This is a genomic window from Vibrio furnissii CIP 102972, from assembly GCF_000176175.1.
In the GTDB taxonomy this organism is placed as follows: domain Bacteria; phylum Pseudomonadota; class Gammaproteobacteria; order Enterobacterales; family Vibrionaceae; genus Vibrio; species Vibrio furnissii.
The window spans coordinates 851,727-866,380 of the sequence record NZ_ACZP01000014.1 but is presented as its reverse complement, the minus strand read 5'-3'; the positions used below and the strand labels follow the sequence as shown (position 1 = coordinate 866,380).

The 14,654-nt window shown below is 54.1% G+C and carries 15 protein-coding genes; 8 read left to right on the top strand and 7 right to left on the bottom strand.

What is annotated here, in order from left to right; genetic code table 11:
- Window position 1: 1 nt before the first annotated feature.
- The 4 genes from fecD to VFA_RS14090 form a co-directional block, all read right to left on the bottom strand.
- A complete protein-coding gene (gene fecD, locus VFA_RS14105) occupies window positions 2–964 on the bottom strand; it encodes a Fe(3+) dicitrate ABC transporter permease subunit FecD (RefSeq protein ID WP_004727524.1) in 963 nt (320 codons plus the stop codon).
- Window positions 961–1,962: an iron chelate uptake ABC transporter family permease subunit gene (locus tag VFA_RS14100; protein WP_004727523.1), complete on the bottom strand. Its 1,002-nt coding sequence runs from the start codon at window positions 1,960–1,962 to the stop codon at window positions 961–963. Before VFA_RS14100 ends, fecD begins: the two co-directional genes overlap by 4 nt.
- A complete protein-coding gene (locus VFA_RS14095) occupies window positions 1,962–2,861 on the bottom strand; it encodes a Fe(3+) dicitrate ABC transporter substrate-binding protein (protein WP_004727522.1) in 900 nt (299 codons plus the stop codon). The genes VFA_RS14100 and VFA_RS14095 overlap by 1 nt, the downstream gene beginning before the upstream one ends.
- A gap of 184 nt (window positions 2,862–3,045) precedes the next feature.
- Window positions 3,046–5,199, bottom strand: coding sequence for a TonB-dependent siderophore receptor (locus tag VFA_RS14090; protein WP_004727521.1), 2,154 nt, complete (start codon window positions 5,197–5,199; stop codon window positions 3,046–3,048).
- 263 nt (window positions 5,200–5,462) lie between these two features.
- Between VFA_RS14090 and VFA_RS14085 the strand changes: the two genes are divergently transcribed.
- Window positions 5,463–5,774 carry a hypothetical protein gene (locus VFA_RS14085; protein ID WP_004727520.1) on the top strand — a complete coding sequence of 104 codons (312 nt, stop codon included), beginning with the start codon at window positions 5,463–5,465 and terminating at the stop codon, window positions 5,772–5,774.
- Between the two features lie 178 nt (window positions 5,775–5,952).
- Complete coding sequence (locus tag VFA_RS14080; RefSeq protein ID WP_004727519.1) at window positions 5,953–6,576, top strand: esterase/lipase family protein; 624 nt, start codon at window positions 5,953–5,955, stop codon at window positions 6,574–6,576.
- Window positions 6,577–6,922: 346 nt separating this feature from the next.
- Here the strand turns inward: VFA_RS14080 and VFA_RS14075 are convergent, their stop codons facing one another.
- Window positions 6,923–7,732, bottom strand: coding sequence for a DODA-type extradiol aromatic ring-opening family dioxygenase (locus VFA_RS14075; RefSeq protein WP_004727518.1), 810 nt, complete (start codon window positions 7,730–7,732; stop codon window positions 6,923–6,925).
- Between the two features lie 133 nt (window positions 7,733–7,865).
- Between VFA_RS14075 and VFA_RS14070 the strand changes: the two genes are divergently transcribed.
- Together VFA_RS14070 and VFA_RS14065 are read left to right on the top strand one after the other, a co-directional pair.
- On the top strand, window positions 7,866–8,762 hold the full coding sequence (locus tag VFA_RS14070) for a LysR family transcriptional regulator (RefSeq protein WP_004727517.1): 897 nt from the start codon (window positions 7,866–7,868) through the stop codon (window positions 8,760–8,762).
- Between the two features lie 109 nt (window positions 8,763–8,871).
- Window positions 8,872–9,483 carry an outer membrane beta-barrel protein gene (locus tag VFA_RS14065; protein WP_004727516.1) on the top strand — a complete coding sequence of 204 codons (612 nt, stop codon included), beginning with the start codon at window positions 8,872–8,874 and terminating at the stop codon, window positions 9,481–9,483.
- Here VFA_RS14065 and VFA_RS14060 read toward each other — a convergent pair.
- Together VFA_RS14060 and VFA_RS14055 are read right to left on the bottom strand one after the other, a co-directional pair.
- A complete protein-coding gene (locus VFA_RS14060) occupies window positions 9,480–9,815 on the bottom strand; it encodes a DUF134 domain-containing protein (RefSeq protein WP_004727515.1) in 336 nt (111 codons plus the stop codon). The genes VFA_RS14065 and VFA_RS14060 overlap by 4 nt on opposite strands.
- A 114-nt stretch (window positions 9,816–9,929) precedes the next feature.
- Window positions 9,930–10,817, bottom strand: a complete 888-nt coding sequence (locus VFA_RS14055; protein ID WP_004727514.1) for a LysR substrate-binding domain-containing protein — start codon at window positions 10,815–10,817, stop codon at window positions 9,930–9,932.
- A gap of 182 nt (window positions 10,818–10,999) precedes the next feature.
- Here VFA_RS14055 and hisC point away from each other — a divergent pair, with 182 nt between their 5' ends.
- The 4 genes from hisC (at window position 11,000) to VFA_RS14035 (ending at window position 14,643) form a co-directional block, all read left to right on the top strand.
- Entirely contained in the window at window positions 11,000–12,073 is a 1,074-nt protein-coding gene (gene hisC / locus VFA_RS14050; protein ID WP_038151835.1) for a histidinol-phosphate transaminase, read from the top strand.
- 23 nt (window positions 12,074–12,096) lie between these two features.
- Complete coding sequence (locus VFA_RS14045) at window positions 12,097–12,870, top strand: ABC transporter substrate-binding protein (protein ID WP_004727512.1); 774 nt, start codon at window positions 12,097–12,099, stop codon at window positions 12,868–12,870.
- 223 nt (window positions 12,871–13,093) lie between these two features.
- A complete protein-coding gene (gene slyA, locus VFA_RS14040) occupies window positions 13,094–13,564 on the top strand; it encodes a transcriptional regulator SlyA (protein ID WP_004727511.1) in 471 nt (156 codons plus the stop codon).
- Window positions 13,565–13,584: 20 nt separating this feature from the next.
- Window positions 13,585–14,643, top strand: a complete 1,059-nt coding sequence (locus VFA_RS14035) for an HlyD family secretion protein (protein WP_004727510.1) — start codon at window positions 13,585–13,587, stop codon at window positions 14,641–14,643.
- Window positions 14,644–14,654: the final 11 nt, after the last annotated feature.

The window sequence follows — 14,654 nt, the reverse complement described above, 5'->3', positions numbered from 1 at the left end:
CTTATCTCATTCTCATTAACAGATATAAAAAGTACGGCGCGCCGATGATCGCGGTCAGGATCCCCGCGGGCAGTTCCAGCGGCGGATGGATGATACGCGCGATCAGATCGGCCACCAGCAGCAATAGAGCGCCGACCAGCATCGCCGTCGGCAGCAGCTGTTGATGGCGCCCGCCCACCAGTTGCCGCGCCAGATGCGGCGCGACCAAGCCGAGGAAACTGAGCGGGCCGCACACCGCGACCGCCGCTGAGGTCCAGATGACCGCCACCAGCAGTGCGCCAGCGCGGACCCAAGCGACCGAAATGCCGAGGCTTGTGGCGCGTTCATCACCCAGCGTGAGCAGATTCAGCGCATTGCTGAGCCACAGCACCACAGGAAGCAGCACCCACCACGGCCAGAGCAGCGTTAGTTGCGACCAGCCGCGCCCCCACAAACTGCCAGTCAGCCACAGCAACGCATTGTTGATTTCTAGCGGCTGCGTGAGGATCAAAAAGTCAATCGCACTGCCGTATAATGCCGCGAGCGCCACGCCGGTAATCGCCAGTTTGACCGGCGCAGTTTGACCACCGCACACCAACGCCAGCACCAGCGCCGAGGCCATCCCGCCCGCCAGCGCCGCTGCCGGTAACCAATAGACGGAGAGGGTCGGCCACAGCGTCATCAGCGCGACCGCTGCAAGCCCTGCGCCATGGCTAACGCCAAGAATGTCTGGTGAGGCGAGCGGGTTGCGAATCACGCCTTGAATCAGCACGCCCGCGGTGGCGAGCATCGCCCCCACTAGCAGTGCAATCCACACGCGGGGCAGGCGATAGTCGTGAATGGTGAAATAGTGTTCGCTGCCTTGAAATAGGCCATTCCACACCTGCGCCGTGCTGAGATTGACCGCGCCCAAACTCAGATTGGCTACAGCCGCCACCACCAACAGACATAACAGAATCAGTTGCGTTTTACGGATCGGATTCATTGTTTTTTCCTCACCAGATAGAGGAAACACGGCGCGCCAATCAGCGCCAACACCGCCCCTGCGGGCGTTTCCGTGGGAAACACCACCGCGCGGCTGATGATATCGGCGCCAAGCGTAAGAATAGCGCCCAACAGCATCACCACCGGCAGCAAAATTCGGTGATCGTAACCGACCAGAAGGCGAGCCATGTGCGGCACAATCAGCCCCACAAATGCAATCGCGCCGACCGTGCTGACACTAATGCCAACCAGCACCAACACCGCTAGCCCCACCAGCACGCGCAGCAGCGTTAGGTTCACGCCCAGGCTTTTCACCCGCTCATCCCCCATCGCCAGCACATTCACTTTCGGAGCCAGTAACATACTGAGCACCAGCGCCAGCGACAGCGGCGGCCAACTCATGTGCCAAGTGCGCCACTCCACATGGGCAAACGAGCCCGCCAGCCACACCATCACACTGGCGGCCTGATCTTCCACCAGAATCACGCTGGCTTTGGTCAAGGCACTACACAAGGCGGAGATGGCAATCCCCGCCAGCACCAGTTGCCCACGCTCGGCACCCATTTTCCACGCGCCGCCGAGCATCATCACCAAGCACCATGCGCTCAACCCGCCGATCATCGCAGCCAGCGGGCTGCTGAGTGACGATGAAGCGGCAAACACGGTGGTCACCAGCGCCATGCCCAGCGCCGCACCTGCGTTCACACCAAACAAACTGGGTGATGCCAGCGGGTTGCGAGTCAGTCCCTGCATCAACGTGCCGGCCGCCGCCAGACTGGCGCCAACCAAAGCCGCATCGAGCACCCGCGGCAGACGAATATCGCGCACAATCACATGCGCAATGACCTGCTCATTCGGCGCCCACAGTGCCGTCAGCGCATCCGTCGCAGACACCGGCACCGCCGAGTAAGCAAACAGCGCGCACCAAGCAACGAGCAGCAGAAAGACAACGAGCGTGATCACCACGCCCGTTCGTTGAATCGATAGCGTCAACCGCATCAGGATTGAACCAGTTTCGCCAGATCTGCCGCCATGTATTCCGCGGCCAGAATGCCTCGGCAGCGCGCCCACATGTTGCCATCCACATGCAGCACCTGCTTGGCTCGCACCGCATTCAGCACGTTCCACAACGGCTGTTTCTGCCAACGGCTGACAATGCTCTGTTCGGTGTAATCGCCGACCACCAGGTAGTTCGGGTTGAGGGCCAACAGCTGCTCTAAACTGATTTGGCGCGACGCATTTTCATTTTTCAGCCCAGTGGGTGCAGCCAGTCCCAGCGCATGAATCACGCCCCCCGCATACGATTCCGCCGCGTGCGCATAAAAGCCATTTTCACGCGCCACACCAAATTGCACGGTCTGATGGTTCAGGCCAGACAACTGCGCCGCGTAGTGGGCCATCAACTGATGATGCTGCGCTAAGCGCTGCTGCATTTCAGCCTCTTTACCGATCACTTTGCCGATGATCGCCGCCGATTTAAGGTTATCTTCATAAGTTTCGCGACGCGAAGGCAGTAAGAGCGTCGGCGCAATTTTCGACAAATCGCGATACACCGCAGAGTGGCGATCAACATCTGCGATGATCAGATCCGGTTTCAGCGACGCAATCACTTCCAGACTCGGTTGAGAGCGCGTGCCGACCGACTGCCACTGGCCGAGCTTGGCACTCACCGCAGGCAGCAATCGACTTGGGTCGTTGTCATCCGCGATGCCCACTGGGCTGACATCCACCGCAGCCAGTGCATCCACAAAAGAAAATTCCAGCGCAACAATGCGCTGTGGCACCTGATTCAAGGTGAATTCACCGTGACTGTCCGTCACAGTTACAGCCGAGGCCATCAAGCTTAGACAGCCACTGACGAGCACAACGCTGCGCACAATCCATCGACACCATTTCATTGTTCTTTACCTAATTGATTGAGATTTAACATTCATTGGCCGCATCACCATCGGTGATTGTAATGATTTAGCTCACAAAATGAATGCAAATTTTATTGAGAATTATTCATATTCCATCACTCAACAGACTGAGCTAGGCTCAAAACGAAACAGGCCCAGCGGATGCCGGACCTGATCGTCACACTTAAAAATCGTAGCTCGCCGTGAGGTAGAGACGACGCTGCTCACCCGGGAAGGAACCGGTTCGGTCGATGAAGCCACTCACCGCGTACTTCTTATCAAACAGGTTCTTCACGTTGAACTGGAACTGCCACTGTTGCCAGCGGGTCTGCCATGACGCATCAAACACGGTGAAGGCTTTCACCGTCTGGCCGCTCTGGTTGTACTGTTCACTGACGTGATCGGCACCAAAGCCAACAGACGAGTCGATGGCGGTGATGTCATAGCGCGTCCACACGCCCAACTGGTGATGCGGCGCGTTGGCAAATCGAGTGCCCACTGTCCCGCTGATGCCGTCGTACGCTTCTTTCACGCGCGTGTCGTTGTAGGCGTAGCTCAGGTTGGCGCTCCAGTTGTCGGTCAAATCCGCCAGCATGTCGACTTCAACGCCTTGGCTGCGCACTTTGCCGTAGGCTACTGAGCGCGTGTCATCGTCCGGATCCGTTTGCAGAATGTTCTCTTTGATAATGTGGTACAGCGCCACATTGACGTTCAGCGCATTGTCCAGCCAGTAGGTGCGCACACCCGTTTCGTACATCAGGCTCTCTTCCGGATCAAACGGGCCACCGTTCGACTCCGCTTGGTCAGACACATCCTGCGGCACAAAACCCGTCGCCACGACGGCATACGGATGCCATTGATCGTTGATGCGATACGTAGACCCCAAGCGGTAAGACATGCCAGAGCCGGTATAATCGCTCTCGCTGCCCGCTTTGATGTCGTTGATTGTGTCTTTGTAACCATCGATGCGCAGGCCCGACAGCACGTTCCAGCGCTCAGTCACCGCCCACTGATCCTGCACATACGCGCCATAACGCTGCGAACGCGAATCGGTTTGCTTGGCAAGTTTCAGCGTGTAGCTGGAGGTATCCGCGCCATATTCCGGATCAGTCAGACTGATGCCGTCCACATTGGCACGGTAATAAACATAATCTTCATCAAGACGGTAATAATCACCGCCGATAAGCACGGTGTGATCGCCCAGTTCCGCCACCAAGTTTGCCGTCACCGACCCCGCTTTGTTGTGACGCACCTGATCGCGGTATTGGCGCTTGCTCCAATCCACCACGCCGTCGCCATCGGTATCCACCAAACCGTTGGGTTCGTGATACTTCTGCGTTTCTGTGTTTTCGTAGTACCGCAGCGTCACATCACCGCTCAGCCAGTCGTTGAAACTGTGGTCAACGCGCATCTGGTACACCTGCGCTTCTAAGTCTTGATAGTCCGACGCTTCGTTGGCGTTCCAGTCGATATCGGCCAAGAAGTTGCCGTCATCATCGGTGGGAATGCCGCGCAGACGCGCGCCGCCGTAATGCTGAATGATGTCGGTAAATTGCGCCGTCACCGTGGTGTTATCCGTCATATCCCACGCGTAGCCCAAATCGATGATTCGGTTGCGCACATCGGTGTTGTTGCGTGACGGGTTTTCGTGGTCCTGATAAATCGCGACGCGATAGCGCTGGCTTTTATCGTCGGTTACTGGCCCTGACAACTCCACACTGCCGCTGACAAAATCCTGATTGCCGCCCGTCACTGACACGCGGCGTTTGGTGTCGTAGGTCGGCTTTTTGGTCACATAGTTGATCACGCCGCCCGGTTCCCCGCTGCCCATCACCGCCGAAGACGGGCCTTTCAGCACTTCGACCTGCTCAATGTTGAACAGCTGCGGAATGGCGAAACCGTTGAACGGGTCGCCGCGCACGCCATCATAAAGAATCTGATCTTGGCGAAAACCGCGAAACGTCACGCCGGAGTAGGAATACTGGCTCACGCCACTGATCGAGCGATACAAGTCGGTCACCTGACGCGCGCCTTGGTCTTCAATCAATTGTTGCGGCAGTACCTGAATCGACTGCGGTGTATCGTCAATCGCCGTGGGAGTTTTGGTGGCTAAGCTCGTTTCTTGCGCGCGGTAGAGCGACAATGCACGGCCGTAAACGGTCACGGTATCGTTGCTGGCGGGCGCGGTGCTCGAGGCGGCCGTATTGGTGGCGACTGTATTCGTGGGAACGGTATTGCTAGAAATGGTGTTGGTTTGCGAAACGTCATCGGCTGCAACAGCCTGCGCGGATAAACCAGCAAGCACAGCCAGAACAAGAGGATGAATGTTAGCCTTCATTAATATTTCTTATAGATGTTGTGTAAACGACAAGGCTCAAGAATCTAACTGAGTTTAATTCTCATTACAATTAATTTTGTGATCCTCGTCGCCATCAGTCACATCAATATCATGAGAATCACTCATTGGACCGATCATTATTTGTTCGATTTATTTGAACATGATCAGCCAATCTATCCTATCGAACGAAGTGTGACTTAGATCTACTATTTATCCCAAGCACTGAGGTGCGACACAAACACAAATCGAATGAGGAAACTAACATGACTAAGCTCGCTTCTATTCTTGCTGCTACCGTAATTTCAACCACGTTTGCGGCTGGCGCCATGGCATCGGATCTGCAAATGAGCGTGTCCGCTCGTGATAATCAAGCCACTGCGTATGTGACGCAACACGGTCAAGCACTCGGTAGTTATCCGGTTGATGTTCAAGGCCAGCACTACGTGACCGACCAAAACGGTGCCGTGACTTACAAAAACCACGCAAGCAACGCGAAAACCGTGAAATTCGCCACCAAAGATTCAGCAGGCAACCTGGTGGAAAAAACCACGTTCGTTGGCCGTGACAATGACTAATTCACGAAAAATCAGGGATTAACATTCAATGGATTTGAATATAATTGTGCTTGAACGCGGCAGCTTGTGATTTCACTCTGCCGCGTTTTTGTTTTGGCGCATTGCAGCCAGCTTTTCATTTCGCCCGCAGTTGAGTAGATTAGCAGTCAGAGCCTTACGCCAATCATTCAGGAGCTTCATGAAAATTATCATCCTCCATGGTTTGTATATGCATGGTTTCGTCATGCATCCCCTTGGCCAACGTTTGAATAAACTGGGTTACACGACCGAAGTGCTCAGTTACAACACCGTGGCCATTCAAGATGAAAAAGTGTTTCGCACCATCGACCAAGCGCTGAATCCAGACCAGCCGAATGTATTGGTCGGCCATAGTCTTGGCGGCCTGATGATTAAACATTACTTGGCGTCACGCCGTCCGAGTGTCACGCAGATCTCACATGTGGTGACCATTGGCTCGCCGCTCAAAGGTGCGTCGATCGTGGGGAAAATTCAGCAAATGGGCTTGGGGGCAATCCTCGGAAATTCCACCCATTTTGGCTTAGAAACGCACGAGGACGAATGGCAGTTTGAGCAGAAACTGGGCAGCATTGCTGGCACGGTCGCCTTTGGCATGCGCCGGGTGTTGATGGGCAACCAATTGATGTCGGATGGCACAGTGACGGTCGATGAAACCAAAATCACCGGCATGACCGATCATCTGGAAACGCGCGCCACCCACACCAGCATGATCTACAGCACTTATGTTGCCCGCCAGATTGATTACTTCATTCGCCACGATCAATTCGAGCATCAGGCCGCCTAATGCCAGACGCGAAAAAGCCCGAGTCAGCGCGCATGGAAACAGGGAACGCTCACTCGGGAACCAGGTGAATCATGGAATAACCCGCCGAGACTGGCCTCATCTGATGCTGACTTTGATCGTCTGTTTGCTGTGACTGGACATGAGCTTTGCCAGCCGAGTCATCGCAAACCAACGCATCACCAGATCCAAGGGCATTCAGCCATACCGGTCATTTGAGGGGCAACTCTACCCCACACCACTCATTCACGCAGGTTGCTTCTTCCTATTTGATTAATAGATAAAAACAATAACGCCCACGATTTTAAGTCGCGGGCGTTATATCAAGGTGTCACGAATCGACGAGCAATTACGCGGCGGCCATGCCAAAGCCGTAGGCATCCAAGGCGAGGATTTCCAGGTCGATGGCGCGGTGCAATACTTCGCCAATCTCGTCCTCATAGCTGGTACCCAGCACACTTGGCAGTGGCAGATAATGATCCGGCGTCGGGTGATTGAAACGCGCATGCGGCCCTTGGTCGAGATAATCGAGTAAGGCATCAACATTGCCTTGCGCCAGTTGCTCACTCACCCACGTGGTGAACTGATTCACTTTGCTGACGCGGTTTGGATCCGGCATAGGCGAGAAAATTTCACGCAGGTTGTGGCTAATGCCACCCGAACCGACAAACAATACCCCTTCTTCACGCAGCGGACGCAGCCAGCGGCCAATTTCAAAGTGCGCCACCGCATCCATCGCGCTGTTGATGGAGACCTGCATGATCGGCACATCGATATTCGGATACAGATACAGCATCGGAATCCACGCGCCGTGGTCTAAGCCTTGCTCGCTGTCCAATTGAACTGGGATTCCGGCATCTTTGAGCATTTTTTCCGCTTTTAACGCCAAGTTCGGCGCACCTTGCGCTGGGTATTCAATGTCGTACAACGGCTGTGGAAAGCCGTAGAAATCGTGAATCGTGCCTAACGTATGCCCGGAGGTGATCACCACTGGGCCGCGACGGTCAAAGTGCGCAGAAAAGATCACGATCGCTTTCGGTTTGGGTAATTTCGCCCCCAGTTGTTGAAAGAACTCGGTCGTTTCTGAATGTTCTATCGCCATCATCGGCGAACCGTGGGATAAGAACAAAGCTGGCATGCGGGGTGTTGGGTTCATCATGGCAATCTCTCCAAAAAATCGTTTCAATCGCCAGTGCCCTCACTGGCTCGTTGCGATATAGACAATATACCTATCCACTAAACTATGATAAAACCCGTTATCATTGCGTCATTATCAACGGAGTGTTGTTAATATGGATAAGATCAGCGCCATGCGTGCATTTACCACGGTGGTCAGCGAAGGCAACTTTGTCAAAGCCGCCGAACGGTTGGATTTGTCGCCACAGCTAGTGAGCAAATACGTTGCACAACTTGAAGATGCGCTCAAAGTGCGGCTACTCAATCGCACCACACGGCGCGTAAATCTGACCGAAGCCGGTCAAGCCTATTTCGAACGCTGCCAGCAGGTTTTGCAAGACATTGACGACATGGAAAATGCGTTGTCGAACTTGCAGAGTCAGGTGTCGGGCACGCTACGCGTCAGCGCGCCGATGTCGTTTGGGGTGCACCATTTATCCAAACCGGTCGCCCTGTTTCAGGATCGCTATCCCGACGTGAAAGTGGAATTGCTGCTCACCGATCGCAAAGTGGATTTACTCGATGAAGGGGTCGATATTGCGCTGCGCATTGGGCACCTCAAAGACTCCGCGTTGGTCGCCAAAAAAATCACGCCGATTCATTTGTCGATCTGCGCCGCGCCGCACTACTGGCAACAGCATGGCCGCCCCACGCAGTTTGAAGCGCTGAGCCAACTCAACTATTTAAGGTTTACCTATTCAGACCCGCGCGCTTGGTTTCGTGACTGGCCCAAACACGTCTCGATTCATGATTTTGCCAGTGATTTTTCCAGCAATAACGGCGATGTGATCGTCAATGCGGCGCTTCTGGGGCGCGGCTACGCCATTCAACCGACGTTTTTGACGGGCGCCGCCATCAAGCGCGGTGACTTGGAAGTACTCTCTTCATTCGCGCTCGACCCCCTTGGGTTGTACGCTCTCTATAGCCATCGCGAGTTTCTCGCCTCCAAAGTGCGCCACTTTATTGATTTTCTCTCACACTATTATGGCGACGTGCCGTATTGGGATCGATAGTAGCGCCATTGACACCGTGATGCGGTTGCGGATCAATAGCTAGGAATGATTTGAAATCAGCGGGTTCAAGGATTATAACAGAGCAAAACCATGAGCCATGAACCCTCTTATGAGAAAGTCTTCCATCACCACCTTGATCGCCAGCGCCGGATTGCTGCTGCCGAATGTCGCCTCAGCCTACGGAATGGGTCCTCGCGGCGGCCCCATGGGCACGCCATTGATGCTGTATGGCCGCCCTTATGTGGGCATGAGCTTTAACTTTGCGAATGTGGATATTGAGGTCGAAAACAGCAGCGGCAACCGCCAATCGTTCAACGTCGATAACAACAGTTTGGCTGGGGCAATCTTTGGCTTGCGCGTCACACCAAACGTCGCGTTTGAACTGCGCGCGTATGGCAATGCCTCGGAAGGGGATTATCAAGGCCAGCGCGTATCCATCGACTATTACTACGGCGCATTTACGAAATTTATCGTGCCATTTAACCCGATGTTTGAAGCGTATGCGCTGATGGGCTTTGGCAACCAAAAACTGACGGTCTTGGATTACAGTGACAGCGATACCGATATGGCCTATGGCCTTGGTGCCTCACTGAGCTTAGGCGCGCCCATTGAAGTGCAGTTGGAATGGATGAAAACCATGAACGACAATTTTCAGCAGGGCGACTACCGCGTCGATGTCGACGAAACCAACATTCACCTGAACTTGGTGTTCAGCTTCTAATCTTTCAGTCGTCGCTGTTCAACCAGCGACGACGCGTTCGCCTCGGGCGCTGCACTGGCCTCACTCATCACCAGCGCCTTACCATGAAGCAAGCAATCCGACACTTTGCGCCGCGCAGCTTTGACTAAATTTGCCAACGTTTGGCGAGACACCCCCATTTCCACCGCAGCCACCTGCTGCTGCATGCCTTGGTAATCCACCAGCCGCAGCGCTTCAAATTCATCCGCTTGCAAGGTGATGGTGTCAAGTTGAGACATCGGAATGCCATTGGGTTTAAAGCAGCTTTGCGCGGGCGTCCCACAGATTTGTCGAGGAATTTTAGGCCGAGCCATGTAGGTTCCTTTCGTGCCGTTCAAATAACAAGTCGCCCTATTGTGGCGCAATTTGTTGGAAACGCAACGCCGCCGCGTGGCTGGCGACCCGCGACCCGTTCACCGAATCCGCATTTAGTCGACGCGCTGCGCCTGATACCCCGCGACCAACCAATGCTGCAATCGGTCCAACATCGGATTGTCGCTTTGCTTGGGAAACAGAAAATAGTAGCTGTGCCCCGAGAGCACAGTGTCGTCAAACGGCATGACCAAGCGTTTCATCGCCAAATCTTGCTCGGCCAACGTCACATCACCGACGGCAATACCAAAGCCTTGCTGCGCGGCGTTCATCGCCTGATCGAGCGTAGAAAAATGTTGATTGAGTTTGCTAGTTAACCCGCGCTCGCCATGGTGAGTCAGCCACAATTTCCAGTCACTCTGTTCGGCATTGGCGTGCAGCCAAGTCAGTTGTGTCAGTTGCTTCACCGATAAGTCACCGCCGTGACTTTGCAGCAGTTCCGGTCGACAAATGGGCGTTAACCGCTCTTCAAACAGCAGATGACTCACCACCGACGGCAGCTTGGGCACTTTCCCGTAGCTGATCACCGCATCGAACACATCGAAGTTGGGATCTGGGTGGTGCTTGATGGTTGAAGTGAGTTCGACATCAATATCTGGATGCGCGTCCTGAAACGCCATCAATCGCGGCAGCAGCCAAGCGGTCACGCAGCTGGGTGCATTGAGTTTAATGGTGGACGGCGTGCTGGAGACGTCATCAATGGCCAAGCGCAAACGGTGCAAAATGTCTTCGGCATGCGGCACAAACTTGACGCCTTGCTGCGTCAGCGACAACCCGCGAGCATGACGAAAAAACAGCTTCACCCCCAACAACTCTTCTAACGCCAGAGTCTGACGACTGATCGCCCCTTGCGTCAGGTTCAACGCGTCGGCGGCGCGCGTGAAATTAAGGTGTTCTGCAGTGGCGAGAAACGCCTGCAACGTTTTGGTGGAAGGAAGATGCATCGCGGCCCTTAGCTATGATTTTTTATCATGGCTAGTATGTGTTTATTTCGATTCTTTTTACAAACGCTTTTTGCTTGAATGAATCCATTGCTGATTAAATTGAAAATAAACGCAACACAAGTGCAATTATCAGCATAAAAAATCATTTACTGCGACTAGATAACAGCAGAACGAGGTCACACATGTCTTCCATTGCATCGACACTGGCACCTGAGGCCATAAAAAAATTAATACCTTACCAATCGGCACGCCGCATTGGTGGAGCCGGCCGCGTGTGGCTGAATGCCAACGAACTCGAGAGCGCCATTCACTACGGTCGCCACGAACAAAACTACAACCGCTACCCCGATTTTCTGCCGCACGATGTGGCCAGCGCCTATCAGCGCTATTGCCAAGTGACCACCCCCGTGATGGCGGTGCGCGGCGCGGATGAAGCGATTGATTTGCTGATCCGCACTTTCTGTCAGCCGGGCAAAGATAAAATTGTCGTCTGCTCGCCAACATATGCCATGTACGAATTTTGCGCCGACGCGCTGGCGATTGAAACGCTGCATGTGCCACTGATGGGGGATGACTTCGCGCTCGATACGCACGGGGTAATTACCGCGGCCAAAGACGCCAATGTGGTGTTCCTTTGCTCACCCAATAATCCAACCGGCAACCCGCTGGCCACCGACGCGATCATTGAAGTGCTTGAAGGCACCCGCCACGACGCGCTGGTGGTGGTCGATGAAGCCTACATTGAATTTGAACTCGATCAGAGCGTGGCCTCGTTGATTGCCACGTACCCCAATTTGGTGGTGATTCGTACCCTGTCCAAAGCCTTTGGTCTTGCCGCCGTGCGCTGCGGGTTTATCCTCGCCGATGCCAGCGTGATGGAGTACGTCGCCAAGCTGATCCCGCCGTACCCGATGCCCGATTCCAGCGCCACGATTGTTTTGGAGGCGTTATCAGAAGCCGGATTAACCCAAGTTCGCCACATGACGCAGCAACTCATCGAGACTCGTCAATGGTTTATCGGCGAACTGCAAACGCTGGATTTCATCCACAAGATTTACCCCTCGTCCACCAACTTCGTGCTATTGCGCGCGCACCCCAATGACGATCTGTTTGCGTATCTGCTGCAGCACGGTATTGTGACTCGTAATCAAAGTCATGATCCGGCGCTGAGAGACTGCGTGCGCATCACCATTGGGCGCCGAACGAGCATGCAAGAAGTGGTTGATGTGCTCCGTCGTTACCCGTCGCAATCATAGCTGTCTAGAAAAGGAATTTGATCATGAAAAAACTTGCTGTTGGCCTGGCGTGTGTCGCCACCTTGTTCTGCACCGCGGTTTCTGCAAAAGAAGTTCGTCTGGCGTCCGACTTTACCTACCCCCCATTCAACTACAAAAACAGCGCCGGTGAACCGGTGGGGTTTGACATCGAAATCGCCGATGCGTTGTGTCAAGAAGCCAAACTGGATTGTACTTGGGTTGCACAAAGCTGGGATGCCTTGATCCCCAGCCTGCTGGCGCGAAAATCCGACGTGATCATGGCGTCGATGCGCATCACCGATGATCGCAAAAAGAAAGTGCTGTTCACCCACAAGTACTACCAAACGCCAGCGCGTTTCGTCACACGCAAGAGCGCTGATTTCACGTTGGATAAAGCGGGCCTGACCGGCAAAGTGATTGGCGTGCAACAAGGCACCATTCATGACCGTTACGTGACCGACAAATTTGGCGCTGTGGCCGACATTAAACGCTACACCGGCCAAGATGAAGTGTATATCGATCTGCAAAACGGCCGCTTGGACGCCACGTTTGGCAACGCCGATCAGCTCTCACTTGCTTTCCTCGATAAAGCCGATGGCCAAGACTTCGAATTCAAAGGCGACGCCGTGACCGACAAAGCCTACATTGGTGAAGGCACCGCACTGGCGCTGCGTAAGCAAGATCAAGCGCTGGCGGAGAAACTCAACCAAGCGATTGAAACCATTCGCGCCAACGGCACTTACGACAAAATCGCCGCTAAATACTTCAGCTTTGATATTTACGGCGAGAACCTGTAAATCACACACCTTGTTGCGGCCACGGCCGATGGTAGCGAGCTTCGCGCCAACGAAAACCACACTCCAAGCCTTAGCCACGCGGTCCTGCGTGGCTTTTTTTTGTGCGCCTATCAGCGGCTTTCTCATCAAATTAGAAATTTTACTGTGATTTGTATCACATTGCATTTACTTAGCGTGCTAACTAATCTATATTACTTAGCACGCTAAGTATTTAGGACGCATTATGATTCAAGACATCAACAGCCTTTACGAGTTAACGCTGGCCGAAAAACTCGCCCGTGTATCGCGTTTGTGGAAGATGGTGGCTGATCGCGAGCTGGCGCCTTTGGGCCTCACGCATCCTCGCTGGACAGCCCTATGGAAGCTACAACGCCTCGGCGATAACATCAGTCAGAAGCACCTTGCTGAAGCGCTGGAGATCGAATTGGCCTCATTAATGCGCACGCTCAACCAACTCGAAGAGCAATCCCTGATCACACGACACTGCTGCAGCAGCGACAAACGCGCACGCATTGTCAGTTTGACCGAGCAAGGCCGTTCCATGATCAAGCTTATGGAGACGCGTATTCTTCAGGTTCGTCGCCAATTGCTGAGCCACATCAACGATGAAGAACTGCTCAAGCTGGGTCAAGTCCTTGAACAGATTGCCAACAACGCCCTCGAATCACTTAGTGATAAGTCAGATAACCTTTAATCGAAGAGAAATAATCCCCCATGACACCCGATCAGAAATTCGCACGCTGGATCAAATATTCCAGCTTCGTGTTTGTCTTCGTCTTTGCTTATTTTCTCGTGGCCGACCTTGCGATGCCGCTCACGCCGCAAGCCATGGCGACCCGCGTGGTCACCAAAGTCTCACCACGCGTTAGCGGACAGATTTCAGAAATTTACGTCAACAACAACCAAGCGGTTCATAAAGGTGACGTGCTGTTTCAAATCGATCCGGCGCCTTACCAGCTCGCGGTCGAACAAGCACAACTCAATTTAGAACGCACCATGCAGAGCAACGATCAACTCGATGCATCGATTGTGGCTGCGCAAGCAGACGTGACCGCTGCGGTGATTGTGTCGGACCAGAAAACACGCGAATACAACCGTTTAAATACCCTATTTCATCGCAACGGCACCTCGCAACAGCTGCGCGATGATGCGCAAAGTGCGGCAACGGCAGCGAAAGCCAATTTGGCGGCGGCGCGTGCCCGTTTGAAAGAGCTGCAAGTCAGCCGCGGCAATACCGACAGTTCAAACGTCAGCATTCGCGTGGCACAAAACCAGTTGGACCAAGCCACGCTCAACCTCTCTTACACCAAAGTGATGGCAGAAAATGATGGCGTGGTGACCAACCTGCAACTAGAAGCAGGCACCTACGCGGCGGCAGGCAGCCCGCTGATCGCGCTGGTGGATAACCAAGTCGACGTGATTGCCGATTTCCGTGAGAAAAGTTTGCGCCACCTTAACACCGAAAGTGACGCGCTGATTGCGTTTGACAGCAAACCGGGCCAAGTGTTTGAAGCTCGCGTGAGCAGTGTGGATGCAGGGGTCAGTTCGGGTCAGTTCGATGCTAACGGCTTGCTGGCCTCACCCACCTCTTCTACACGTTGGGTGCGCGACGCACAGCGCATGCGTCTGCATTTGGCGTTGAGCGATGAGCAGCTGCAAAAACTGCCTGCGGGCGCACGTGCCACCGTGCAACTGCTGCCAGAAAACAGCGTGTTTAAACTGCTGGCGAAACTTCAGATTCGCTTTCTGAGTGCGCTGCACTACATCTACTAAGCAGGGGGTGG